Annotated in this window: 20 protein-coding genes; 6 read left to right on the top strand and 14 right to left on the bottom strand. The window is 48.4% G+C overall.

Features of this window, described 5'->3' with window-relative positions; translation table 11 throughout:
• Positions 1 to 18: 18 nt before the first annotated feature.
• Positions 19 to 2055: a methyl-accepting chemotaxis protein gene (locus ACKU41_RS10905; protein WP_321400730.1), complete on the bottom strand. Its 2037-nt coding sequence runs from the start codon at positions 2053 to 2055 to the stop codon at positions 19 to 21.
• A 267-nt stretch (positions 2056 to 2322) separates the two neighbouring features.
• Between ACKU41_RS10905 and ACKU41_RS10900 the strand changes: the two genes are divergently transcribed.
• Entirely contained in the window at positions 2323 to 2922 is a 600-nt protein-coding gene (locus ACKU41_RS10900; RefSeq protein WP_319777381.1) for a MarC family protein, read from the top strand.
• A 25-nt stretch (positions 2923 to 2947) separates the two neighbouring features.
• Positions 2948 to 3169 carry a hypothetical protein gene (locus ACKU41_RS10895; protein ID WP_319777380.1) on the top strand — a complete coding sequence of 74 codons (222 nt, stop codon included), beginning with the start codon at positions 2948 to 2950 and terminating at the stop codon, positions 3167 to 3169.
• 118 nt (positions 3170 to 3287) lie between these two features.
• On the opposite strand, the gene ACKU41_RS10890 is transcribed toward ACKU41_RS10895, so the two are convergent.
• The 13 genes from ACKU41_RS10890 to sat form a co-directional block, all read right to left on the bottom strand.
• On the bottom strand, positions 3288 to 3782 hold the full coding sequence (locus ACKU41_RS10890) for a YfcE family phosphodiesterase (protein WP_319777379.1): 495 nt from the start codon (positions 3780 to 3782) through the stop codon (positions 3288 to 3290).
• Positions 3783 to 3787: 5 nt separating this feature from the next.
• Positions 3788 to 4693, bottom strand: coding sequence for a VacJ family lipoprotein (locus ACKU41_RS10885; protein WP_319777377.1), 906 nt, complete (start codon positions 4691 to 4693; stop codon positions 3788 to 3790).
• An 11-nt stretch (positions 4694 to 4704) separates the two neighbouring features.
• Positions 4705 to 5370, bottom strand: a complete 666-nt coding sequence (locus tag ACKU41_RS10880) for an ABC transporter substrate-binding protein (protein ID WP_319777376.1) — start codon at positions 5368 to 5370, stop codon at positions 4705 to 4707.
• 33 nt (positions 5371 to 5403) lie between these two features.
• Entirely contained in the window at positions 5404 to 5850 is a 447-nt protein-coding gene (gene mlaD / locus ACKU41_RS10875; RefSeq protein ID WP_321400724.1) for an outer membrane lipid asymmetry maintenance protein MlaD, read from the bottom strand.
• 18 nt (positions 5851 to 5868) lie between these two features.
• Positions 5869 to 6708 (bottom strand): ATP-binding cassette domain-containing protein, encoded by an 840-nt coding sequence (locus tag ACKU41_RS10870; protein ID WP_319777374.1) that lies wholly within the window; start codon positions 6706 to 6708, stop codon positions 5869 to 5871.
• A 9-nt stretch (positions 6709 to 6717) separates the two neighbouring features.
• Positions 6718 to 7530: an ABC transporter permease gene (locus ACKU41_RS10865; RefSeq protein WP_321400722.1), complete on the bottom strand. Its 813-nt coding sequence runs from the start codon at positions 7528 to 7530 to the stop codon at positions 6718 to 6720.
• 146 nt (positions 7531 to 7676) lie between these two features.
• Positions 7677 to 8294, bottom strand: a complete 618-nt coding sequence (locus ACKU41_RS10860; RefSeq protein ID WP_319777372.1) for an HD domain-containing protein — start codon at positions 8292 to 8294, stop codon at positions 7677 to 7679.
• A 34-nt stretch (positions 8295 to 8328) separates the two neighbouring features.
• Positions 8329 to 9513, bottom strand: coding sequence for a bifunctional glutamate N-acetyltransferase/amino-acid acetyltransferase ArgJ (gene argJ / locus ACKU41_RS10855; RefSeq protein ID WP_321400720.1), 1185 nt, complete (start codon positions 9511 to 9513; stop codon positions 8329 to 8331).
• A 183-nt stretch (positions 9514 to 9696) separates the two neighbouring features.
• The gene (locus tag ACKU41_RS10850) at positions 9697 to 11598 is read right to left on the bottom strand and encodes a SurA N-terminal domain-containing protein (RefSeq protein WP_321400718.1); all 1902 of its coding nucleotides are present in this window, start codon (positions 11596 to 11598) and stop codon (positions 9697 to 9699) included.
• A gap of 98 nt (positions 11599 to 11696) precedes the next feature.
• Positions 11697 to 13613, bottom strand: coding sequence for an aconitate hydratase (locus ACKU41_RS10845; protein ID WP_321400716.1), 1917 nt, complete (start codon positions 13611 to 13613; stop codon positions 11697 to 11699).
• Between the two features lie 117 nt (positions 13614 to 13730).
• Complete coding sequence (locus ACKU41_RS10840; protein WP_319777366.1) at positions 13731 to 13985, bottom strand: hypothetical protein; 255 nt, start codon at positions 13983 to 13985, stop codon at positions 13731 to 13733.
• Positions 13948 to 15588 carry a chorismate mutase gene (locus ACKU41_RS10835; protein WP_321400715.1) on the bottom strand — a complete coding sequence of 547 codons (1641 nt, stop codon included), beginning with the start codon at positions 15586 to 15588 and terminating at the stop codon, positions 13948 to 13950. The genes ACKU41_RS10840 and ACKU41_RS10835 overlap by 38 nt, the downstream gene beginning before the upstream one ends.
• A gap of 258 nt (positions 15589 to 15846) precedes the next feature.
• Positions 15847 to 17127, bottom strand: a complete 1281-nt coding sequence (gene sat, locus ACKU41_RS10830; protein WP_319777363.1) for a sulfate adenylyltransferase — start codon at positions 17125 to 17127, stop codon at positions 15847 to 15849.
• A gap of 890 nt (positions 17128 to 18017) precedes the next feature.
• Between sat and aprB the strand changes: the two genes are divergently transcribed.
• From aprB to ACKU41_RS10810, 4 genes are all read left to right on the top strand, one after another.
• Entirely contained in the window at positions 18018 to 18503 is a 486-nt protein-coding gene (gene aprB / locus ACKU41_RS10825) for an adenylyl-sulfate reductase subunit beta (protein WP_319777362.1), read from the top strand.
• A gap of 68 nt (positions 18504 to 18571) precedes the next feature.
• A complete protein-coding gene (aprA, locus tag ACKU41_RS10820) occupies positions 18572 to 20563 on the top strand; it encodes an adenylyl-sulfate reductase subunit alpha (protein WP_319777361.1) in 1992 nt (663 codons plus the stop codon).
• Between the two features lie 158 nt (positions 20564 to 20721).
• Positions 20722 to 21960 carry an FAD-dependent oxidoreductase gene (locus ACKU41_RS10815; RefSeq protein WP_319777359.1) on the top strand — a complete coding sequence of 413 codons (1239 nt, stop codon included), beginning with the start codon at positions 20722 to 20724 and terminating at the stop codon, positions 21958 to 21960.
• A gap of 6 nt (positions 21961 to 21966) precedes the next feature.
• Positions 21967 to 24255 carry a hydrogenase iron-sulfur subunit gene (locus ACKU41_RS10810; protein ID WP_319777357.1) on the top strand — a complete coding sequence of 763 codons (2289 nt, stop codon included), beginning with the start codon at positions 21967 to 21969 and terminating at the stop codon, positions 24253 to 24255.
• Positions 24256 to 24260: the final 5 nt, after the last annotated feature.

The raw sequence follows: 24260 nt of genomic DNA, 5'->3' as shown, positions 1-24260 counted from the left end.
GGACTGTAAAAACTTCGGTTAAAACTTTTCAAAATCACCATCTGAGAAATCACTACCCATATCCAGAGCAAGACCGGACGAGGATTCGGGGGCAGCTTGCGGAGACGGATGCTCCTGTCTGGGAGCTGGCGGTGTGGCAGGAAGAGCACGGGGTGAGTGTCCATGACCGGACTGATTGACCCGGAAGAATCCCATGGTCTGTTGCAGTTCTTCGGCCTGACTGGACAACTCTTCAGATGTGGAAGCCATCTCCTCGGAAGCAGATGCGTTCTGCTGGGTAACCTGATCAAGTTGCTGTACCGCTTTATTGATCTGCTCAGCCCCGGTCAGCTGTTCACTGCTGCCGGCGGTAATTTCCTGAACCAGTTCTGCGGTACGTTTGATGTCAGGGACAAGCTGAACCAGCATTTCGCCGGCTTTTTCAGCCACATCAACAGTTCCGGACGAAAGGTCCCCGATTTCACGGGCCGCTTCACCGCTGCGTTCGGCAAGCTTTCTGACTTCTGCGGCAACAACAGCAAAACCTTTGCCGTGTTCCCCAGCCCTTGCAGCTTCGATGGCGGCGTTTAGGGCCAGCAAGTTGGTCTGGCGGGCAATTTCCTCAATGATGGAAATCTTTTCCGCAATATTCTTCATGGCATCCACAGCCTGAGTTACAGCTTTTCCGCTTTCTTCGGCTTGTTGTGCAGACTGGACCGCAATACTCTCGGTCTGCTGGGCATTTTCCGCATTCTGCCGGATGTTGGCGGTCATTTGTTCAATTGAGGAAGAAACTTCTTCTACATTGGCGGCCTGCTCTGTGGATGACTGAGAGAGGGATTCTGCTGTGGCAGAAAGTTCTTCACTGCCTGAGGCAACGTTCTCTGTTGCGCTGCCTACTTCGGCAACAACTACGGAAAGACGGTTTACCATGTTGTTCAAGGCAGCAGCGAGGACACCAACTTCGTCTTTTTGATCAATATCCAGTGTGCGGGTAAAATCGCCCTGAGCCATACGCTGGGCAAAGCGAACACCCAGCTGGATAGGTCCGGTAATCGCCTTGGTCAGTATGAAAGCAGTCAGCAGACCTATTACGAGGGCTATGATTGCACCGCCGAAAAGCAGGGTGGTGGAAGTTTCAATCTGGGTTAGCATTTTACCTTTCTGGTCTGCTCGGGCGGCACGACACTGAGCGTCAGCACCCCGTGCAGATTCGACCATGGTTTTTTCTGCTTCCACCTGCCGGGCCATGAGTCCGGTATAGTTTTGAAAATTTTCGTAGTAGTTGGCAATACTTTTACGAACACCTTCAACCTGATTGACATTGGCCGGGTTGCTGAATCTTTGTTTCAGGTCTTGAACGAGTTCATCAATACGGCTGATGTCTGTTTTGACCATTTCCATATATTTGGGATCAGATGAGATTATGTATTCTTTTTCGTTCATGCGAATGCTGATGAACCATTTGATGGCCCGGTTGGCATCATCCGCTTTGGTCAATTTGTCTTCAATGTTTTTCTGGCCGTTCTTGTAAACTGTGCCTAATGACTGGAATTCCGCCCTGCTGATTCCGTTCATTATATTTGTATTGGTATTGTTTAATATGGATTCCAGCTGCTTTTTTTGTTCAGAGCGGACTTTTTCCAGCTCTGCAAGAGCTGAGCGCGCATCTGTACGCATCAGCTCCATGGTTTTATCTCTTTTTTTGACCAGATCAATATAGTCGGCAAAGGCCATGTTGTATTTGTCTATAGCGGCGCTGAGTCCGGCCATCTGATCATGGTTGATTTTTTGTGAGAATTTGGCATCCGTGGCAGTTATCTGTGCCTTGAGAGTATTGATCAGCTCAGCGTGTTTTTTTAGGTAGTCACTTTCTGCCCGCAGCATGTAGTTTTTTTCACTCATGCGTGTCTCAAGGATAGTTCGGACCATCCGGTTTACGTCATCGGCTTTATCCACCCGGTTCTCGATTACACTCATGCCGTTGTATCCGACATAGGCCATGGCGGCACTCAGGAAAATCATAAGAGCGAAACTCAGCCCCAGCTTCATTGCCAGTTTCATGTTCTTAAACATCAGTTTCTCCTAAAAGTACATGTCATTGTTATGTGCCGAATAAAAAAAATATTATAATTTTATAACATGATTCAAAAAGAGAACAAAAGCGAAAAATAAAAAAAGATTAATTGCTTGTTCGAATTGAGACTGTATTGTTAATTTAGAAAAAGGAGAACTTTTGTATTGATTGAATAATCGATGAGGTGTAGAGAGCTGCTTCAATTTTAAATACACGGCATTAACGCCTTACCCAAATTAATAAAATTTTAAAAGTGAGTGGAAGTCATGCTCGCATTATTCTTTCAAACCTATTTGAAACTGTTTTTTGTCCTGACCCCTTTTTTCGCTATTTCAGCGTTTATTTCACTGACTCAGGACATGACGCCCATAGAGCGTAAAAAAACGGCTGTTAAGGTCACTGTGGCGGTGATAATCAGCTCTGTGATCCTTTATCTGTACGGCAGGTATATCTTCGATCTATTCGGTATTACCCTGGATGCTTTCAGAATCGGAGCCGGTGCGGTACTTTTCCTCTCGGCCCTGAATATGGTCAACGGCGGAGGGAAGAAGTTTGATGCCGGTAATGAAGATGATGATATTGCTGTCGTCCCGTTGGCCATACCGATTGTTGTCGGTCCGGGAACTATCGGCGCATTGCTGGTTATGGGCTCCTCTGTTCAAGGCTATAAGGATATGGCCCTGGCCTGTGCCGCCCTTGTTGCCGCTGTATTAACAGTAGGAATTCTGTTATTCATATCCTCAAGCCTGAAACGTCTTTTGGGAAGGCGTGGCCTGAACATAATGAGCCGTTTGACCGGGCTTTTTGTCGCGTCGATTGCTGCCCAGATATTTTTTACCGGGGTGCGGAATTTCATGCTCAATTAGTTGTTACTGAAAGGAGGATTCACCGATGGCTGGAACGAAAACATTGACAGATAGATTTCTCATTGCACTTTTCAAGCGCGGAAAAGCCGAATATCTCCCACCTTCTTATCTGAAAGCAGAAGGCGGTAAGGTTCTCGCTCCCGGCGAAAGTGATAAGCTTTCGGGCTTGCTTGACGATATGTTGGGTAAAGGAATTCTTGAAGAGAAGGATGGCGAATATAAGTTAGTTGCCGATCCTTATTCTTAACTTATTCGGTATTATTTTTTACGAAAAGGCCGTAATATCCTGCAGGATATTACGGCCTTTTCGTTGTAGTAATGATAGGTATGAGGCTGAAAAAAGAGTTCAAGCCTGCAGGGGGAAATTAATCCACAGGCACGAACGAACACTCCATGTTCTGCTCATCGTCAATTTCCACGATAGCCACGCAGGGCGGGCGTTCATCACGCGGTGAAGTCAGGCTGCCGGGATTAAGCATCTGTACTCCGTTGACAATTGACCAGTCCTGAATGTGAGTGTGTCCGTAGCAGACCAGATCAAAGTCCGGCCCGAAGGAATCGGCAACATTGCGGGAAACCTGCGAACGTGATCCCCAGCCGTGGGCAAAGCCGATACGCAAGCCGTGAAAATTTATCGAGTCCTGAGGTCTCAGATAATCGGAAAGAACCCATTCGTCACAATTTCCTAATGCAGCATGGAAATTGTGGTGCTGGCAGAAAAATTGCCACATGGAAAAGGTGGTCATATCACCGCAATGCAGGAGCAGATCTGCCTCGGCGAGGTAGGTATTAAAAACCTCCGTAAGCCGGTTATTCGGCTCACGGAGGTGTGTATCAGAGATAACAGCGATTTTCTTCACGATATTTACTTCTGCGGCACCGCATCAGGGTCGGTGGTCATTTGGGGCTCAGGTCCTTCAGGGCTTATTTTGGAGTCCCGAACCTGCTTTGCGCGGTAACTCAGATAAGCGTCTCTGAGGGCGAGGTATGGATCAATGGAGCCTTCTTTAAGGGATTCATATTCTCCGATGTGGAAAGAAAGTTTGTTGATCTGGTTGTATGTTCCGGCGGAAACGGAGTAGTACCAGGGAATGCCGAACCACCAGAATGGGTTGAGCACGAAGGTATCGATACCTACACCTGCAGCATCGCGTATCGTAGATGGGCCGAGGAAAGGCAGCACAAAGTATGGGCCGTTGGGTATTCCCCAGACACCGAAAGTCTGGCCCATGTCTTCTTCACCCATATAAAGGGGCATGGTGGACTGGGCATCACCAACAACGTTTCCGAGGCCGCCCATCCCAAAAATGGAGTTAGCCACGAATTTGGAAGTCTCAGCCCCGGCTGTATAGAATTTACCCTGCAGCAGGCAACTGGTGAGTCGCACCGGGTAGAGCATGTTCTGGAAAAAGTTGTTGGTCCATGTCCTCGGTCTGAGGGGAACCAGCCACATGTAGCCCTGAGTAACGGGTTTCATTATGTTAAAGTACAGGTAATCATTGAACTTAAACATCGCACGGTTGTAACCCTGCCACGGATCAGAAGCATAGGCTGCTTTGTGGTCTTCGGAATCTCCCCACATATCATCGCTGAATTCGTCGTCAGCAAAACTCTCGGGATTATTATTGACAGCACCGATCACAGCGGAGCCTACCTGAGCGACCATTGCCGGTTTTGTGTTTTCTTCCGATCTTACCTTTGAAGGAAAGGTCAGCAGGAGAACTGCAAAAACCAGAAAGGCAAGGACGGTTGTGGAGTAGTTCCTTGTCATGTTTTATTCCGTTAGTTACTGCCGCTTTCTAAAGCAGCTTTAGGGTTGTTTTTCAGGTCCGCGCATTTCTTTTCCAAACGTTCAAAAAGCTCTTTTTTGCTTGCGGCAAAAGTTTTGTCATTTGTGGTGTCAAGAATACCGGCAAACTGGGTGCGGTAGTTCTTGACCAGACTGACGCCCTCAATCTTTACATCGTAAACATCCCATTCTCCATCTGTGAGTCGCATACGGTAATAAACAGGAATATCCTGTTTGCCGGTCAGCAAGCGGGTATCTACTTGGGCGTATTTTCCCTTAATTATTGTCTCGTTGTCAAATGCGACTTTTTCTCCGGAATATTCCTCAATGCGAGCGAGGTAGGTCTGCTCCAGCAGGTCGGTAAAAAGAGCGATGAATCTTTCCCGTTCTTCAGGGGTGAATTCCAGCCATGGTCGGCCTACAGAGCGTTTGGAAAGCTCTTCAAAATTAAAAAAATCCTTTATAGTTTCACGGATTTTAGCTTTTTTCTCATCGTTAAACTCAGGATTGCCTTTATACTGAGGATCGTTGAGAATTTCGATGACTCCCTGAATACCGGCTCTGAGGCGGACCATAGGGGAGTTTTCTGCTGCAGCACAGACTCCGGCAAAACTGCACAGGAGCAAGATTGTGGTAATTATGGATATTGTTCTTTTCATATTTTTTGAATCGATTATTTATTGGGTTGATTGTTAGACTTTGCCAAAAACATACTTACTGATCAAGTCTTCAATATCAATTGCTGATTCGGTTTCAATTATGGTTCCGCCCGGCTCAATCGGGTCGCCGACGCCACCGGGGGTAATTTTAATATATTTATCCCCGATAAGTCCGCTGGTCTTGACCGAGGCAATGGCATCGTCGGTAAGTTCAATGCGTTTTTCAATGCTTAAAGTCAATACAGCCTTTTGCTTTTCAAGGTCCAGATCAATATTATTTACGTATCCGATGGGAACTCCCATCATCTCTACCGGAGAGTTGACCCGTAATCCCGTAATATCATTGAAGCTGGCTTGAACATGGTAATGATCGTCGGCAAACATATGTACATCACCAAGCTTTACGCTCATGTAGACAATACAGAGCAGACCGAGAAAAACAAAAATGCCGACCGCTGTTTCTTTGGGATATTTTTTCATGCCGAAGTCCATATGCCTTTAATTGCTGTTCATATCGCCAATGTATTTGGCGCAATTCATTTTCATAACTGTAGGATCAAGCGGGGCCATTGTAAGGCGAGGGGTTTCCCGTTTTTCACCTTCACGATCCAGAAATTGACGCAAATAGCTGTCTTCAGTTGTCAGAAGCTCTTCTTTCAGCCCCTTGAAGAGAGTTTTCCCTTCACCAAGAACGACCACGTAGTCGGCAATGGTTTTCATGCTGGCCAGATCATGGCTGACTACTACGATAGTCATGTCAAATCTGTCCTTCAGTTCCATCAGCAGTCCGTCAAGCTCGGCTGAGTTGATGGGGTCGAGTCCGGAAGTAGGTTCATCGCAGAAAAGGATATCCGGGTCCATGACCATAGCCCGGGCCAGTCCGGCCCTTTTGCGCATGCCTCCTGAAAGTTCATTGGGGTAGTAGTCCATGAATTTTTCCAGTCCGACAAGACTGAGCTTGGCTTTAACTACCTCGTAGATCTCCGGCTGCTTGAGCCTGGTGTGTTCGCGCAGGGGCAGGGCAACGTTGTCGAATAGGTTCAAAGCACCGAGCAGAGCACCGTCCTGAAATAGGACGCCGATACGTTGTTTCAGGCATCGAAAGGCTTTGCGCTTGAGTTCGTAAATATTGTGTCTTCCCAGATAAACAGCACCGCCCATCGGGGTGTTCAGTTTGAGAATATTCTTGAGCAGGGTAGACTTTCCGCAACCGGAGCGACCGAGAATAACGGAAATCCCACCGCCGGGCAGGACCGCGTTAATGTCGGAAACAACAGGGGAGCCATCGTAACCGATTGTCAGGTTTTCAATTTTAATGTCCGGTGCTTTGGAATTCATCTCGTCCCTCTAAAAAAGTAAGGAAGTCATTACGTAGTCGGCCACAAGAACCAGCACGCAGGACATTACTACTGCAGTTGTTGTTGCCTGACTTACGCCTTCCGGACCTTTGCCGTCCTTGCGGTGGTGGGTGAAGTATCCCTGAAAGCAGCATACGGTGCAGACTAGCACGGCAAAGACAAGGGACTTACTGAAACCGGCTGAAATGTCTTCCCATGAAAGGGAAGTGTAAACCCGATGGAAATACACTCCGGAGTTCCCGCCAAGCAGGGCTACCCCGGTAAGGTAACCGCCTGCTATACCGATCAGGTCGAACAGCGCTGTAAGTATCGGGAAAGAAATCAGTGAAGCGACTATCTTGGGGCTGACCAGATAGTTGACTGGATTGATATCCATGAGCTCAAGGGCATCAATTTGCTCCGAAATACGCATTACCCCGATTTCAGCTGTCATGGATGATCCGGCCCGCCCGGTGAGCATGATGGCTGTAAGCACCGGCCCGAGTTCACGGACCAGCGAAAGAGCTACCGCTGCACCGAGAAAACCGTCAGAACCGAATTTGGCAAGGGCATATTGGGTTTGGAGGCCGACAACCATTCCGGTAAAAAGGCCTATCAGGAATATTACGGTAAGTGACTTAACACCGATGAAATATAGTTCCTTGACCGTTTTTTTTAGGATTCCCAGTGAACTGAAAATATGCAGCAGTCCGTCCAACAGGAAAATGAACATGGCTCCGGCTTCTGCAAGGATGTTCATGCTGCACTTGCCCAGAAGGTGGAAGGGCAGGAGTATTTTCTTTTCAGTTTCAGCTTGGGACATGATTATGTGGATATAAAGTTTGATTAATGTTGATTGACGTTCAGCCTAAACCGTCCCCTTAGCATAATGATCTGCTAAATAAAAGGGCGAAAAGGCAGTGAAAGGTGTATTTTCAGCTTTCCAGGTAATCTTACCATGAAGTATGATCAGTCTTCATCATCAAGACCGTTTTTATTCTCCCACCAACTTGGGGGAGGGCCGAGATACCACCAGTCTTTATGGTCAGTTTCGGCGATTTTATCTGCAAGTTGCTGTCCTTCTTCCGTGCGCAGCCTTTTTAAGGCTGATTCAAGCCATTGGCCTGCGTAACGGTTGCCCATGTCCAGCTCTTCTTTAAGGTTAAGAATGAAGTCGAGCTGGTCAGCATCCTGTGCCAGTTTTGATTCAATGGTTTCACATTCTTCAAGCTCTTCCCAGTGAGGGAAAATCTTATCTTCGAGTCCGGTCCCTGCCAGAGTGTGGCGCAGGGATCGATCCCGGTAGCTACGGTTGTAGATACGGTTTACGTAGTTGAAGTCACCTGTCCGGGCTTCGTGCAGGTCATGGAACAGGCACATGAATACTGTGCGTGCCATATCCGCTCCGGCCATATCTGCCAGCACGTAACCCAGTACCGCTACCCGGTAGGAGTGGTCCGCCACGGATTCTGAACCGGTTCCGAGAAACTGGTAGCCCGTACGCGGAGTTTTACGCAGCATGCCGACTTCAAATAAGAAGTCGGCAAGTCTGGTCATCTTGTCCCGGTTTTTCATGTTTTTCATCATATAAATATCTGATTATTTAGTGAGCGTATAAGTTTTAAGACCTGTAGTCCGCATTGATATTGATATATTCACGGGTCAGGTCGGAAGCCTGAAGCATGGACGACCCATCTCCGTCTGCCAGGGATATGTTCACTTTTATATCCTGCTTGCGCATGATCGGTTCAAGTAAAGCGTCCATATCTCCCTCTACCGGTTTGCCGTTTTCAAAGACCACAATTTTACCAAAGCTCAAAGTCAGCATTTCAGGATTGAACTCGGCACCGCTCCGGCCTGCGGCAGCAACAATACGGCCCCAGTTGGGATCTTCACCAAAAAGCGCGGTCTTGACCAGCGGCGAATTACCCACAGCACGGACAATCAATTCCGCGTCAGCATCGGATGCGGCCCCAGTCACGCTGATATGCATAACTTTGGTACCGCCTTCGGCATCCTGCACAATCATGTAGGAAAGCTGTTGGCAGATGTCCAGAAGCAAGGCTTCGATGGCCGATCTTTTAGCATCGGTATCGGCTTTTACTTCCGCAGCACCGTTGGCAAACGCCATGACTGTGTCATTGGTGCTTGTGTCTCCGTCTACAGTAATGCAGTTAAAGCTCCTGTCGATACATCTGCGCAGAGCGTCCTTCCACCACAGGGGGTCAACTTCAGCATCGCAGGTTATAAAGCCGAGCATGGTAGCCATGTCCGGGGAGATCATTCCTGCTCCTTTGCACATACCGAGCATGCGCACTGGTTTGCCGTCGCATTCTATTTCTCCCCAGGCCAGTTTGGGGAATTTGTCTGTGGTCATGATGGCTTTAGCCGCCCTGACAGGGTCATTATCGGTAAGTGCTTTTTTTAGTTTAGGTGCAGCTTCGCGCCATTTGTCCATGTTGAAGCGCGGACCGATAACTCCGGTTGAGGCAGGAAGCAGATCCCGGTCACTTATCCCAAGGTATTTGCCTGCAAGCACCAGACTTTCACGGCAATCGTCTATTCCTTCGGCGCCGGTACAGGCGTTGGCTAGCCCGGCATTAATGATTGCTCCGCGTACAACCTGTGATTCAGCCAGAATTTCTTTGCCCACAGTAACCGGGGCAGCCTGAAATTTGTTTTTGGTAAAAACTGCAGCTGCAATTGCCGGGACGTCACTTATGATCAAGGCCAGATCATTACGGCCTTTATATTTGAAGCCAGCTTCAAGAGCTGCGAATTTATATCCTTTGGGAGTAGTAAGCATTGTATTTCTCCTCTTGTATTTCCTGCCTTCTATGGCATGGACAGGAATGTTATTCTGTTACTCTGTAGGTAAAAACTCTGCAAGATAAAATAGGCGTTTAAAACAAAAGTTATCTGGATGAGGATAAAAAAAGGGCCTGCTCCTTTAAGAGCAGACCCTTTGATATAATTTATTGAGAGTCGGCTAGTTCAGGAGGTCTTTGCGGACGTACTCCACCTGGGCCTTGGATCGCAGGTCAGTCAAGAATGCGCTGAACACTTCATTCGCACGCTGCTGGAAGATTGCGTTCATGAACGCATCTTTTTGTGTTTTCCAGGTTTCTTCTTTGGGCGGAATACGTTCGTCAAGGCGGGCCACGATGAATCCGCCGGGGAGTTCAAAAGGTTCAGAGAGCCACTGATCTTTCTGGGCGGCAAACGCAGCCTGAGCAAGTTTAGGATTCATTCCCAGTCCGGGAACAAAGCCGTCACGTCCGAAAGGTTCGGATGTTTTAAGATCCTTTTTGATCGCTTTCAGTTCCTCGGCGGCAGATTTCTCGTTAGTCAGCTGTCCCAGAACGGACATGGCCTTAACTTTAGCAAACTGTATAGCCCGCTGCTGGATAAGGAAGCTTTCGATGTCCTGTTTCTGGTCCTTGAGAGGACTCAGAGTCGGAGGAATATCTTCTTCTTTTTCAACAAGGATATAACCACCGTCAATGGCAATCGGCATATCTGTGGAGCTGCCTTTAGGCAGGCCGATGATGGTCTGCGCTGCACTTTCAGTCATACCGAAAGCTCTGGAGAGATTCTGCACAGTCGCCTTTTCGCTTTTCTTGAAAGCAATCTCCAATTCCTCGGAAACTTTGTCCAGCTTCATGCCGGAGGCCAGCAGGTCAATAGCGTGGTCAAGTTTATCAGTGATAGAATCAGCTGCTTTTTCCTGAGCAATAATGGTAGTAATTTCGTCTTTTACCTGATCAAGCTCTTTCTGGCCTGCCTTGCGGATGTCTTCCACCTTGATGAGGTGCCATCCGAAACGGGTGCGGACCGGGTTGCTCACATCACCTTTTTTGAGTGCAAAAGCGGCTTCTTCAAAAGGCTTAACCATGGCACCGCGTCCGAACCAGCCCAGTTCCCCTCCTTTGGAGTTGCTGGGGCCTTCAGAGTATTTTTCAGCCAGTTTGCCGAAATCCTGACCGGATTTGGCTTTGGCGAGGATTTTCTTGATTTTCTTTTCAGCTGCGGCGACATCTTTATCTGAGCCGTGTTCATCAACTGCAATCAGGATGTGTCTGGCTTTGATCTGGTCTTCCTGCTGGAAAGAGTCTTTATGAGCTTCGTAATATGCTTTGATTTCTTCGGGAGTAACGCTCTCGTTTATGGAAAGTTCCTCAGGAGTGAAAGCAATGTATTTTACTACGGAGCGGGCTGGGATTGTAAATTTATCCGGGTTTGCTTTGTAGAAATCTTCAATTTCCTTGTCACTGATCTTTATATCTTTGGCAAAATCAATGCTGGGAATATTGTAGTAGTCGATTTGTACTTTTTCAGATGCGGTGTCAAAAAGATTGCGTGCGTCAGCTTCAGTGGGTTTGACCGGCATGGTCACATATTCCTGAAGTTTGCTGATCAGGGCACTATTGCGCATATTGTCTTCAAAAGTGGCAGCAGACATGGACCTGCTTTTCAGAAAAGACTGATAGAGATTCATATCAAACTTGCCGTCTTTATCGCTGAATGCGGGAATCAGGCTGATGCTGTATGAAAGTTCGTTGTTAGAAACAGAGAGACCGAGTTTTTGGGCTTCTGCTTCAAGAAGCTTCTGGCTGACCATCTGCTCAAGTACATATTTTTTGAATTCAGGTGACTGGAGCTGATCGGAATCAAGATCTGGATTCTGGGCTCGTAAAGCTTCAGCGTTATCACGGTATGCCTGCATGAATTCTTGAGTGGGAATCGGCTGGTCGTTAACATAAGCGATTACCGGATCGGTGTTGCCGTTGAATCCGCCGGCGCCGAAGGCAAAAATAAAAACTGCGATAATGATACCGAACGCGATTTTGATGCCCCAGCTCTGGGCATTTTGGCGCAGAATGTCCATCATGGCTTCTTCAGTCTCCGTTTGCAGCAGTTGCTGCGTTCAAGTGTTTTTCTATTATTTCGGCAGGGCATCCGCTGAAGCGGATGCCCTGCCAAACTCATTTACAATTGTTTACCGACGTAATTCAGCAGGCCGCCGGCTTTGATAATTTCTAATTCTTTTTCTGAGAGGTCGTTTTTAACCTTGATATCAGCGCCGTCCGCCTTGGCAACGGTTTCTCCGCCGGCAGTGATGCTGGTGGTATCGATGGTCAATTTACTTCCCTCAGACAGTTTGTCGTAATCACTCTTTTCAGAGAGTACAAGGGGGAGAATGCCAAAATTGATAAGATTTGCCCTGTGAATGCGGGCAAGTGACTTGGTAATTACGGCAACAACACCCAGATGGCGGGGGCCGAGAGCAGCATGTTCGCGGCTGGATCCTTGTCCATAGTTTTCTCCGCCGAGGATAATTCCGTTTTCTGAGGCTTTCATACGTCCCACGAATCCTTCATCTACCCGGCTGAAGATATACTCACTGATGGCCGGGATGTTGGAACGCAGAGCGGTGATTTGTGCACCTGCAGGAAGGATGTGGTCGGTGGTGATGTCGTCTCCGACTTTGAGTCTGACTTCAGATGAAATTTCATCCGGCAGGGCGGAGAAAGTTTCAAGGGGAACAATATTAGGTCCGCGCACGATTTCAACTTCAGCACCGTTTTCCGGAGGAAAGATGAAAAGATGGCGGATGGATGGAACGTTCTCCGGGAATTCAATTTTTTCCGGTGGGGTGCCCCATGTGGCAGGATCTGTGAATTCACCGGCAAGAGCCAGTTTGGCGGCAGTCTGAGGGCTCGCAAGGTATACCTGCGCATCCTGAGTTCCGCTGCGGCCTTCAAAGTTACGGTTGAAGGTTCGCACGCTTACCCCGGCGGAAGTCGGAGAGCCGCCCATGCCGATGCAGGGACCGCAGGTACATTCCAGAAGTCTTGCTCCGGAATCAAGGAAGTTCGCGATCAGTCCGTCGGAAGCGAGCATCTTGAGAACCTGTTTGGAGCCGGGGGAGATCATAAGGTCCACGCCTTCAGGCAACTGCTGATCCTGAAGAATCAGTGCGGTTGTTTTCAGGTCGGAATAGGAAGAGTTGGTACAGGAGCCTATTGCGGACTGGTTGACTTTAAGGCCGGCAAGGGATTTTACAGTCACTACCCGGTCCGGCATATGCGGCTGAGCCACAAGCGGTTCCAGTTCGGAAAGATTAATCTCAACCACTTCGGCGTAAGTTGCATCTGCATCGGCAATGAGTTCGGACCAGTCTTCCTCGCGACCCATAACTTTAAGGAAAGCCTTGGTGTTCTCATCGCTGGGAAAGATGGATGTGGTCGCGCCCAGTTCGGCACCCATGTTAGTGATAACCGCGCGTTCGGGAACTGTCAGAGACTTAACTCCTTCACCGGCAAATTCAAAAACTTTGCCCACTCCGCCTTTGACTGTCTTGAGTTCAAGCAGCTTAAGGATGATGTCCTTGGCGGAAGCCCAACCGGTAAGTTTACCGGTTAATTCAACCTTGACCACCTGAGGCATGGGGATAGAGTAAGGCTGCCCGGCCATGGCCAAAGCAACAGAAAGTCCGCCCGCACCCATTGCCAGCATGCCGAGACCGCCTGCAGTGGGAGTGTGGCTGTCAGAACCGATCAGGGTTTTGCCCGGTTTGGCAAAGTTTTCCAGATGCAGCTGGTGACAGATACCGGTTCCAGCAGGGGAAAAAACAACACCGTGCTTAGCTGCGACTGTGCGCAGATACTGATGGTCGTCAGGGTTGCGGAAGCCCATTTGCAGAGTGTTGTGATCCACGTAACTAACGGAAAGTTCGGTTTGAACTTTGTCAATTCCCATGGCTTCAAATTGCAGATAAGCCATCGTACCGGTGGCATCCTGAGTAAGAGTTTGATCTATGCGAAGCCCGACTTCAGTACCCGGTTCCATCTCTCCATTTAAAAGATGAGCGGATATGATCTTTTCAGTAATATTTAAACCCATGATACCTCCGATGTGATTACGCTGTGTAAGCTGATTTGAAACTAAGTGTCCTGTTGTACGGCGCTCCCCGCGTACATCATAAAGTGCCCGCAAAAGCTATTATGAAGGCGGGGGCTGTTATCCTTCCATTCCGAGGCGCATTCGGTTGATTTTTCGTTGACGAATGTCAATCTCTGCTTCCAGACGAAGTTTATTCTGCTGGGATTCGAAGATTTCTTTGGCAAAATAGATTCCTTCAGAAGGGTTTTCACTTGCCAGCAGCTTTTTGGTGAGCTGCCGGCAGGTTTCCAATTCCTTCTTGAAGTTCTCGATTTCAACTTCGATCTCAGGGATGCTAATTGATTTTAATTCTTCTTCGGGTTTTTGATTCATCTTTTTTCTTTACCTCAGGGTCTTTAAGTCCGTTGATTTCCGGCAGGCTGTTGTAGAGGGTCCAGTAACGAGGCCAGAGATCTGTCAGGTCGCCGGGGTTTTCGATGGAAATACCGGGGCGCATCCAGGCCAGAAGACCGAGTGCAATACCGAAGAAGGGAGTTGGGGCAGACCATGCTTCGTCCCATTTGAGTCGTCCGGGGAGAACTGTCAACTCTTCATCACCGCGTTCGTATTTGATACCAAGGCGTTCGAGGAGTTCAATACCCTGTTCGAACATCACCGCATCAGAGATATTGCTGACAGTACATTCGGAGCGAGAGTTGACCGCAAGGGCCAGACCGATGGGGAAGAGGTCGGCAGCTTTTCCGAAATCAAAGGAAGGAGCATCTGCGGTTTCACCCTTAGTCGCAGTAATGCTTCCTTTGGAAATATTTATTTCAAGGCCGCCGGCTTTGAGAGTTTGAAGTGCGTCTTCGGCAACAGCAGATTTAGGCCAGAAGCCGTTGATTGTGACCTGACCGCCGCTGAAAGCGGGGATGGCCAGCAGGGCGGAGCAGAGTTCCGGCTCTAATGCGATAGCCGGCTCTTCAGGGACAGAAATATCCTTTGTTGCCGGAACAACGCATTCTGTTTCAGTGAGTTTGGCTTTTACTCCGCATTTATTAAGCACAGCAACAACTTCCTGCAGCAGGTCGAGTCCATGCCATTCTTCGTTGAACTTAAAGGTCAATCCCTGTGGATAGGTCCACGCAGCCAAAGCAAGCGCGGCCACAAATTCAGCAGGAATATCCTCGGAGATCTCGATGGAAGAGGCCATCCGGCCACCGCATTCAAGGCGAGCAGGCAGTCCATGGCTTTGCAGGTCCAATGTGTTCAGCCTTGCTCCAAGAGGAGAAAGAATTTCAGCCAGAGGTCTGGAATCAAATTGTTTCAAGATAGGTCCGCCGGCAATTTTGAATTTACCGACAGTCTTGAGACCGAAGGCGATGGACAGAAACATGGTCATCGCATTGTCTCCGGCAAAAATGAGTTTTTCCTCAAATTCAATGCCGTCCCCTGAACGGGATTCGACCATTTCACCGTCCCACGAAATGTGTGCGCCGGCCTGATTAAGAGCCTTGATCAGTTCTGTGATTTCGTCGTTGACGCAAAGGGGAGCCATTTTAGATTCCGCTCCGGCAGCAGCGCTGAGTGCGATCCAAAGCTTGGATTGCAGCAGAGAACCGGGACCGTCAAAGGTGACGTCGACCGGCTTATGGGGCGGGGAAAGGATATATGTGGAAAGCTTACGATGCTCAGGTTTCGCAACAGCCGCATAAGCAAGGTTATTGAGTTGCTCAAAAACTCGACGAGCGGTTTTTACATCGAATTTTTTATTACCGGCTTCTGCTGTCCATGTTTCGAAGATGCGCCTTTCCATATCCGGATCACCAAGCGGTAGACCTTTTTGCTTACGCTTGGAAGCAGCTTTACCCATAAGGTAATTTCTGCGGGATACGAGTGAAAGAAGTCTTACGTCCAGCTCTTTGATTTCATCTAAAAGAGACTGTCTACGCGGTGCAGCACCGCCGGAACGATCAAATTTTTTATATTCGGGCATTATTTTATTTCCTGAAATGTGATATAGGGAAGTCCACCTTAATAGCGCGATTTGGTTTAATGAGCAAGCCCTGTGGCATTGCTTGAAAAATGCCCGTTATTTTAAATACTTTTATGTGATGCTCTTTTGCGTTTTTGATTAAAATATTTTGTTTTAAGCATCCAAAAATCTTTTTGGAAAAAGACCCCGGAAACAACAAAAAAGGGAGAGGCGAAAACCGCCTCCCCCCTGAATAACCAAGTAGTGATACTACTTAAATTACATTGCGTCGCCGGAAGCTGCGCCCTGCATTTTGACTTCAACCTTTTCGGTGAGGCCTTCGTAGTATTCACGGAGCTGTACGAGAACTTCGTCACGACCGAAGTGATCTACGATTTCAGCGCCTTCGGAGAGAGCTTTACGCAGTTTGGTACCGGAAAGGATTACGCGCTCTTCTTTGTTGTGGGGGCAGGTTCTCAGGGAAGCCATGCCGTCACATTTGTAGCAGTAGAAGGTCCAGTCAATCTTCATGGGTTCGCAAAGAAGTGCTTTGCCGGGTTCGGGGCAAGCTTCGGTTGCGTAAGGAATTTTGTCGAAGATTTCCTGAGCTTCGAACAGACCGTAGAAATCACCAACACCAGCGTGGTCACGACCGATCAGCATGCGGTTAACACCGTAGTTCTGACGGAAGGTAGCGTGGAGGAGGCCTTCACGGGGACCTGCGTAACGCATATCGAGGGGGTAACCAGCCTGGATAACGTTTTCTTTAACGAAGTAGTGCTCAACGAGAGTGTCGATAGCTTTAACACGAACTTCAGCAGGAATGTCACCGGGCTTGAGGTTACCGATCAGGGAGTGGATCAGACAACCGTCACAGACTTCGATGGAAATTTTTGCCAGGAACTCGTGGGAGCGGTGCATGGGGTTACGGAGCTGGAGAGCGGAAACAGTGGACCAGCCTTTTTCGTCGAACATTGCACGGGTTTCTGCGGGACGCAGGTAAACGCCTTTGTACTGTTCGGGGTATTCACCTTCGGAGAGAACTTTAACGGGGCCGGCGAGGTTGTATTTTTTCTGAGCCATAACCATCTGTACGCCGGGGTGATCTTCAAGAGCAGTTTTCCAGAAGATATCGTCAGCAGATTCTTCGCCTTCACCTTTGAAGACCTGGTAGCATTCCCATTTTTTGTCTTCTTCGGTCATTTCGTATTTTTCGGTGATCTGCATGGTAGCATATACTTCACCGTTGTTTACGAGAGCGATTTCGTCACCGACTTTAACGTCTTCGTTATCGGTGTCGAGGGTAACCGGTACGGGCCAGAAGGTGCCGTCGGTCATCAGGAATTTTTCACAAACGCCTTTCCAGTCTTCTTTACCCATGAAGCCGTTCAGGGGAGAGAAACCACCACATCCCATCATGATGAGGTCACCCTTTGCGCGGGCGGAAATTTCGATCTGTTTCAGACCTTCTGCTTTTTTCTGTTCAGCAGCGAGTTCTGCTCCTTCGAGCAGGCAGCATACAAGACCTTTACCGCCGTGAGGGGCTACGAGCTTAGACATGTTTACGTCTCCTTGTAGTAATTATTTTTTCAACACCTTGGCCCTTCCGCAAGACCTCCGGATAAAAATCTTCGGCCTCCGGGTATTCTGTGGAGGCTGCACTTCTAAGGTGAAGCGGGTCTGCGGAACGAAAATTCGTAAAAACCAATATCATGGAGTGTTCTTTCAGGATAGTCCAAAAAGTCAATTTCTCCATAAAGCTTAAAAGGCGTTATGAATGGTTTGTGAAAGAAATGTCAAGGGCAAAATTGAAAAGAAGTGAAAATTTTCACTTGAAGATCCTGCTGACAGGAGAAGTTGTTGGAATAAATCTTAATATTATACTGTTATTTCAGTATCTTATGTTAGGCTTCTGAATAATAAGAGGTCTGTTTGTTGGCGTATACTGATATGTAGTAGCCTATGGTTTTAGATTTTTGAGGTAGATCTTAGCATTTAGTTGAAAAAGATAAGGTATGATCAGATAATGTCATATTATATGTAGATATGATATGAAGTTTGTCTAGAAAAAATCAGGTGAAAGTCTATGTTCTTGCCTTGTAAAATCGGTTTGTTAGATCAGTTGTGAAGAAAATCCCACAATCTGAAAAAAAGGCTTGCAATTAAAGGCTAGATTGAACTAAATACCAACCCATGATGGAACACATTATTGTTTTGCCGCAAAATTTCGAACCTCATTTTAAGTGTTCGGTGTCATTGGCGGCAGTGTTTCAGAGCCATTTATGCAACGGATTTGAAAATAGCTTGTTCTAAATTTCACTTTCGTCTTGACACCTAATGAGGGGCTTGATAGTTACTATTTTCACGAGCCTTGAACATTAGGCAAGATTTATAAATGGTTATAGGATGTCGGTGATTGATAACATTAAACCCTTTTAGGAGGACTAGGTATGCCGACCTTTGTCAATCCGGAAAAGTGTGATGGCTGTAAAGGTGGAGAAAAGACCGCCTGCATGTACATCTGCCCTAACGATCTTATGATCCTGGATCCCGAAGAAATGCGGGCTTACAACCAGGAACCCGAAGGATGCTGGGAGTGCTACTCCTGCGTTAAAATTTGTCCCCAGGGCGCTATCGAAGCTCGTCCCTATGGTGACTTCGCACCCATGGGTGGTACTTCCATCCCCATGCGTTCTGCTGAAGACATCATGTGGACCGTTAAATTCCGTAACGGTAACGTAAAACGCTTCAAGTTCCCCATCCGCACTACCCCTGAAGGTTCTATCAAGCCTTATGAAGGTAAACCCGAAGCTGGTGATCTTGACACCGAACTTCTCTTCACTGAAACCGAACTGGCTAAGCCCAAAGAAGTTCTCGGACAGAAGTTTGACGTTGCTGAAGCTGACAAGACCACAGCTTGGAAGGATCTGGATTAATCACTGCTAAGCTTTATGTCTTAGGTGTATTAATTCACGTAATCTTAAAACCTAATTAAGGAGGAAACATGCCTCTTCTCCCTAGTAAAGAAGCTTCTAAAGGTGTTGCTCTCGCAGAACCTGAGCTTATAGAAAAAGACGTTGATATTCTTCTCGTCGGTGGTGGTATGGGTAACTGCGGTGTTGCTTATGAAGCAATGCGCTGGATCGAAAAAGCCGGTGGCGACATCTCCATCATGCTCCTCGATAAAGCTGCTATGGAACGTTCCGGTGCTGTTGCACAGGGTCTTTCCGCTATCAACACCTACCTTGGCGAAAACGACGCTGATGACTACGTACGCATGGTTCGTACTGACCTCATGGGCCTCGTTCGCGAAGACCTTATTTTTGACCTCGGCCGTCACGTTGATGACTCCGTTCACCTTTTTGAAGAGTGGGGCCTTCCCTGCTGGATCAAAAAAGACGGTAAGAACCTCGACGGTGCAGCTGCTAAAGCAGCTGGTCTCTCCCTGCGTAACGGCGACGCTTGCGTTCGTTCCGGTCGCTGGCAGATGATGATCAACGGTGAGTCCTACAAGTGCATCGTTGCTGAAGCAGCCAAAATGGCTCTCGGCGAAGATAACTACATGGAACGCGTTTTCATCGTTAAAATGCTCCTCGACGCTAATGAGCCTAACCGCATCGCTGGTGCTGTAGGTTTCTCCACTCGTGAAAACAAAGTATACGTTTTCAAATGCAACGCTGCTGTTGTTGCATGTGGTGGTGCAGTAAACGTTTACCGTCCTCGCTCCACTGGTGAAGGTATGGGTCGTGCATGGTACCCCGTATGGAACGCAGGTTCCACCTACACCATGTGTGCTCAGGTTGGCGCTGAAATGACCATGATGGAAAACCGCTTCGTACCCGCTCGTTTTAAAGACGGTTACGGTCCGGTTGGTGCATGGTTCCTGCTCTTCAAAGCTAAAGCAACCAACTACAAAGGCGAAGACTACTGCGAAACCAACCGCGCTATGCTCAAGCCTTACGAAGATCGCGGCTACGCTAAAGGTCACGTAATCCCGACCTGTCTGCGTAACCACATGATGCTCCGTGAAATGCGTGAAGGCCGCGGCCCCATCTACATGGACACCGCTACCGCACTGCAGAACACTTTCGCAGAACTGACCCCCGCAGAACAGAAACACCTCGAGTCTGAAGCTTGGGAAGACTTTCTTGATATGTGTGTTGGTCAGGCTAACCTCTGGGCTTGTCAGAACATCGAACCTGAAAACTCCGGTTCCGAAATCATGCCCACCGAACCTTACCTCCTCGGCTCCCACTCCGGTTGCTGCGGTATCTGGACTTCCGGTCCTGATGAAGACTGGGTTCCCGAAGATTACAAAGTTAAAGCTGACAACGGTAAAGTCTACAACCGTATGACCACCGTTAACGGTCTGTTCACCTGCGCTGATGGTGTTGGTGCTTCCGGTCACAAGTTCTCTTCCGGTTCTCACGCTGAAGGTCGTATCGTTGGTAAGCAGATGGTACGCTGGGTTGTTGACCACAAGGACTTCAAACCCACTCTGAACGAAAAAGCTGCTGATCTCGCTAAAGAAATCTACCAGCCTTGGTACACCTACGAAGCCGGTAAAGGCATCTCTACCGACCCCGTAGTTAACCCCAACTACATCACTCCCAAAAACTTCATGATGCGCCTTGTTAAGGCAACTGATGAATACGGTGGTGGTGTTGGTACCATGTACGTTACCTCCAAATCCCTGCTGCACACCGGTTTCCATCTTCTCGAAATGCTCGAAGAAGACTCCAAGAAACTGGCTGCTCGTGACCTCCACGAACTCATGCGTTGTTGGGAACAGTTCCACAGACTGTGGACTGTACGCCTGCACATGCAGCACATTGAATTCCGTGAAGAGTCCCGTTACCCCGGTTTCTACTACCGTGGTGACTTCATGGGTCTCGATGATTCCAAGTGGAAATGCTTCGTTAACTCCAAGTACGATGTTGAAAAAGGTGAAACTACCATTTTCAAAAAAGCATACCACCAGATCATCCCCCTCTAAGCCGGGAATGATATTCGCGGCTGCGGGCCTTACGGCCCGCAGCCGTTCTTTTACGGCTTGCACTGAAATGGTCTGAATCCGTATTGCGACCTAAGGTCGGTGTCCGGGTTTGGGCCATTTTATGGCTAAGGGCCTCAAAGAGTTCAGGAGGATAGAGAATGTCAAATAGCATACTTGTCGTAGGCGGCGGGTTCAGTGGTATCACTGCTGCACTCGAAGCCGCTGAAGTAGGCCATGAAGTCTTCATCGTGGAGAAGGCGCCGTATCTGGGTGGCCGGGTGATGCAGCTGAATAAATATTTTCCGAAGCTGTGTCCTCCTTCCTGCGGACTGGAGATTCAGTTTCAGAGAATCAAAAACAATAAGAACGTTAAGTTCTTTACCTTGGCTGAAGTGGAATCCATTAGCGGTTCCAAAGGCAACTACGAAGTCAAGGTTCGCATCAAACCCAGATATGTGGGTCCTGGCAGTGTAGAACTCTCAGATGTCATCGAGAAACTCTCCAATGACATTACTGACGAATTTGAGTTCAAGCTCTGTGACCGCAAAGCTCTTTACATGGATGTACCTTTTGCATTCCCCGCTAGGTACGTTCTTGAAAAAGAAAATTGCACTGATGAAGACCTCAAACTCCTCGCAGGTGTCGATGTTATCGACCTTAAAGAAGAGGAAAAGGTCATCACACTTAATGTAGGTTCCATCGTTTACGCTACCGGCTGGAAGCCTTATGATGTTACCAAACTTTCCAACCTCGGTGCAGGTACCGTTAAGAACTGTATTTCCAACATGGCTATGGAAAGACTTGCAGCTCCCAGCGGACCTACCTGTGGTAAGATTGTGCGCCCCTCCGACGGCGCGCAGCCTAAAAATATCGCATTCGTACAGTGTGCGGGTTCCCGCGATGAAAACCACCTCAACTTTTGTTCCTACATCTGCTGCATGGCTTCTCTGAAGCAGGCTGCATATGTTCGCGAACAGTATCCCGATGCAAAGGTCACCATTTATTACATCGACCTGCGTACCCCGGGACGTTACGACAAGTTTGCAAAACGTATTCTTTCCGATGACAAAATCAACGCCGTTAAAGGTAAAGTTGCAGAAGTTATTGAAGAATCCGGTTCCGGCAACGTTCTTGTCACAGTTGAGGATGCAGAAACCGGTATCAAGTCTCAGAACGAGCATGATCTTTTAGTTCTGGCTACCGGTATGCAGCCCAGCCTGGCAGGTACTCCGGTTCCTTCCGGCGTACAGGTTGATGATCAGGGCTTTATTGTCGGCGGTGAGGAACAAGGCATTTTCGCTGCCGGGTGTGCAAAGCAGCCTCTGGATGTCATGAAGACAGCCCAGTCCGGTACTGCTGCCGCTCTCAAAGCGATCCAAACGGTGATAGGGAGGTAAGTCGACATGCCCGAAAAAATCGGAGTTTATTTCGACCAAGCGAGCGTATCTCCTTACCTGAACGCTGAAGATATGGCTGAACTCGTCGGTCGCGTTTACGCGAACGAATGTCCGGTCGTAAAGGTGCACCCGCGTCTTAACAGCGAGGAAGGAAGAAAGCTCATTCAGGATGATATCGACGCTGGCAACGTTGACGCAGTATGTATCTGCGGCACTAGCCCTCGTGTTGACTGGGATATTTTCGACTTTGACAATGTCGCTGTCGAACGAGTCAACCTGCGTGAACAGTGCATCAAGGTTTTCAGGAATCCCGACGGTACCATGCCCGATCCGAACGGCGAAGTTCCTGAGCTCCTCAAAATAATGGCAAACGAATACGTCAAAATGGGTGTTACCAAGCTGCTCAAAACCAAAGAGCAGGAATCTCAGGCTTTCGACGCCAACAAGGTTGTCATGGTCATGGGTGGTGGTTTCACCGGTCTCACCGCAGCTCTTTATGCTGCCAAGACCAACCACGACGTAATTCTGGTAGAAAAGGAAGCCAACCTTGGTGGTAAGGCTGCCGGAATGTACAAAACATTCCCCCTTTCCTATCCTTATACCGAAGCACATGAAACCGGAATTGATTCTCTGATAGCTGAAGTTCAGTCCAACTCCAGAATCAAAGTGCTGACCTCCGCACAGCTTAAGGCTCTCGAAGGTGCACCCGGCAAATACACTGCTAAAGTGCAGGTCGGCGGCAACGTTGAAGAGATGGCTGTCGGTGCTTGTGTTCTGGCCACCGGTTGGGTTCCCCAGGATACAAAATACGTAGAGCCTATGGGCTACGGTTCTTCCAAGGTTGTAACTGCTGCTGAATTTGAAGCTCTGGTCAAGCAAGGCAAAATGACTGCTAAGTCTGTTGCTTTCGTACTTGATACTCGCCTCAGTGAAGAAAAGTTTGCCGCTGAAGAAGATGCTTACGCGAATCGCTCTGAAGAGCAGATTGCAGCTGACGATGCTGCAGCAGCAGAAGCTGCTGAGGGAGAAGAGGAAGATAAATTTGTCTATGAAGACATGGAATCTTACAAGCATCTTCCCTACAGCTCTGAGCTTAACAGTCTTGTAGCTCTCAAGCAGGCCAACTACGTACGTGAAAAGAATGAAGACGCTATAGCCTACATCATCTACAATCACATGATGGTGCCCGGTGTTAACGAGCGTTACTATCGTGCAGCACAGGATAACCCCGGCGTAATGCTGACCAAGGGTACCGTTACTTCCATCAAGGAAGAGGGTGCCGGTATGGTCGTTTGCGCCAGCAATACCCTGCTGGGCGAAAATATTGAAATCGAAGCTGAGCTGGTCGTTGTTCCCACCGGTATGGTTCCCACCACCGCGCACGATCCGACCATCAACCTCGTATACAGACAGGGTCCCGCATTCCCCGATCTTAAGCAGTTCGACGGATATGCAGACTCCAACTACATCTGCTTCCCTTACGAAACACGCCGTACCGGTATTTACGCCGCAGGTTGTGTGCGTCAGCCCATGTCCATGGGACTTGCCCGTGAGGATGCAGCAGGTGCTGTCCTGAAAGCGATCCAGTGTATTAACTCCTCCAACCACGGCGTAGCTGTACATCCCCGCTCCGGTGACACCACCTATCCTGTTTTCAACTTCATGCGTTGTACCCAGTGTAAACGTTGTACCGAGGAATGTCCCTTCGGCGCACTCGATGATGATGAAAAAGGAACACCAATGCCGAATCCGTCCCGTTGCCGCCGTTGCGGTACCTGTATGGGTGCCTGCCCTGAGCGCGTAATCGGATTCGACAACTACAATATTGACATGATCGGTTCCATGATCAAGCAGGTTAACGTACCTGATGATATGGAAGTCGGCGGTCCCCGTTTTATCGTACTTGCTTGTGAAAACGATGCCTACCCGGCACTCGATATGGCAGCTATGCGCGGTAAAGGCTGGTCCCCCTATGTTCGTGTCGTTCCCGTCCGCTGTCTCGGCTCTGTAAACACCATCTGGATTGCAGATGCAATGTCCAAGGGTATTGATGGAGTTCTGTTGCTTGGTTGTAAGTACGGCGAAGACTACCAGTGCCACTTTGTGAAGGGCTCTGAGCTTTGTAACCGCCGTATGGAAAACGTCGCTGATTCTCTGAAAAGACTTGGCGTTGAACCCGAGCGTGTTGTACAGGCTGAACTTGCCATCGATGAATACGACAAAGTTCCCGACATGATCGATAACTTTGTTAATGAGATGATCAAGATCGGTCCTAACCCGTTCAAGGGCTACTAGGAGGT

This window comes from Maridesulfovibrio sp., from assembly GCF_963678865.1.
In the GTDB taxonomy this organism is placed as follows: Bacteria; Desulfobacterota; Desulfovibrionia; order Desulfovibrionales; family Desulfovibrionaceae; genus Maridesulfovibrio.
The sequence above is the reverse complement of the archived record's forward strand: the minus strand, read 5'-3'. Positions and strand labels throughout refer to the sequence as shown.

Coding starts and splice junctions, on each gene's coding strand:
- ACKU41_RS10905 (WP_321400730.1), bottom strand. CDS start 2,055: ATGTTTAAGAACATGAAACTGGCAATGAAGCTGGGGCTGAGTTTCGCT.
- ACKU41_RS10900 (WP_319777381.1), top strand. CDS start 2,323: ATGCTCGCATTATTCTTTCAAACCTATTTGAAACTGTTTTTTGTCCTG.
- ACKU41_RS10895 (WP_319777380.1), top strand. CDS start 2,948: ATGGCTGGAACGAAAACATTGACAGATAGATTTCTCATTGCACTTTTC.
- ACKU41_RS10885 (WP_319777377.1), bottom strand. CDS start 4,693: ATGACAAGGAACTACTCCACAACCGTCCTTGCCTTTCTGGTTTTTGCA.
- ACKU41_RS10880 (WP_319777376.1), bottom strand. CDS start 5,370: ATGAAAAGAACAATATCCATAATTACCACAATCTTGCTCCTGTGCAGT.
- mlaD (WP_321400724.1), bottom strand. CDS start 5,850: ATGAAAAAATATCCCAAAGAAACAGCGGTCGGCATTTTTGTTTTTCTC.
- ACKU41_RS10870 (WP_319777374.1), bottom strand. CDS start 6,708: ATGAATTCCAAAGCACCGGACATTAAAATTGAAAACCTGACAATCGGT.
- ACKU41_RS10865 (WP_321400722.1), bottom strand. CDS start 7,530: ATGTCCCAAGCTGAAACTGAAAAGAAAATACTCCTGCCCTTCCACCTT.
- ACKU41_RS10860 (WP_319777372.1), bottom strand. CDS start 8,294: ATGATGAAAAACATGAAAAACCGGGACAAGATGACCAGACTTGCCGAC.
- argJ (WP_321400720.1), bottom strand. CDS start 9,513: ATGCTTACTACTCCCAAAGGATATAAATTCGCAGCTCTTGAAGCTGGC.
- ACKU41_RS10850 (WP_321400718.1), bottom strand. CDS start 11,598: ATGATGGACATTCTGCGCCAAAATGCCCAGAGCTGGGGCATCAAAATC.
- ACKU41_RS10845 (WP_321400716.1), bottom strand. CDS start 13,613: ATGGGTTTAAATATTACTGAAAAGATCATATCCGCTCATCTTTTAAAT.
- ACKU41_RS10840 (WP_319777366.1), bottom strand. CDS start 13,985: ATGAATCAAAAACCCGAAGAAGAATTAAAATCAATTAGCATCCCTGAG.
- ACKU41_RS10835 (WP_321400715.1), bottom strand. CDS start 15,588: ATGCCCGAATATAAAAAATTTGATCGTTCCGGCGGTGCTGCACCGCGT.
- sat (WP_319777363.1), bottom strand. CDS start 17,127: ATGTCTAAGCTCGTAGCCCCTCACGGCGGTAAAGGTCTTGTATGCTGC.
- aprB (WP_319777362.1), top strand. CDS start 18,018: ATGCCGACCTTTGTCAATCCGGAAAAGTGTGATGGCTGTAAAGGTGGA.
- aprA (WP_319777361.1), top strand. CDS start 18,572: ATGCCTCTTCTCCCTAGTAAAGAAGCTTCTAAAGGTGTTGCTCTCGCA.
- ACKU41_RS10815 (WP_319777359.1), top strand. CDS start 20,722: ATGTCAAATAGCATACTTGTCGTAGGCGGCGGGTTCAGTGGTATCACT.
- ACKU41_RS10810 (WP_319777357.1), top strand. CDS start 21,967: ATGCCCGAAAAAATCGGAGTTTATTTCGACCAAGCGAGCGTATCTCCT.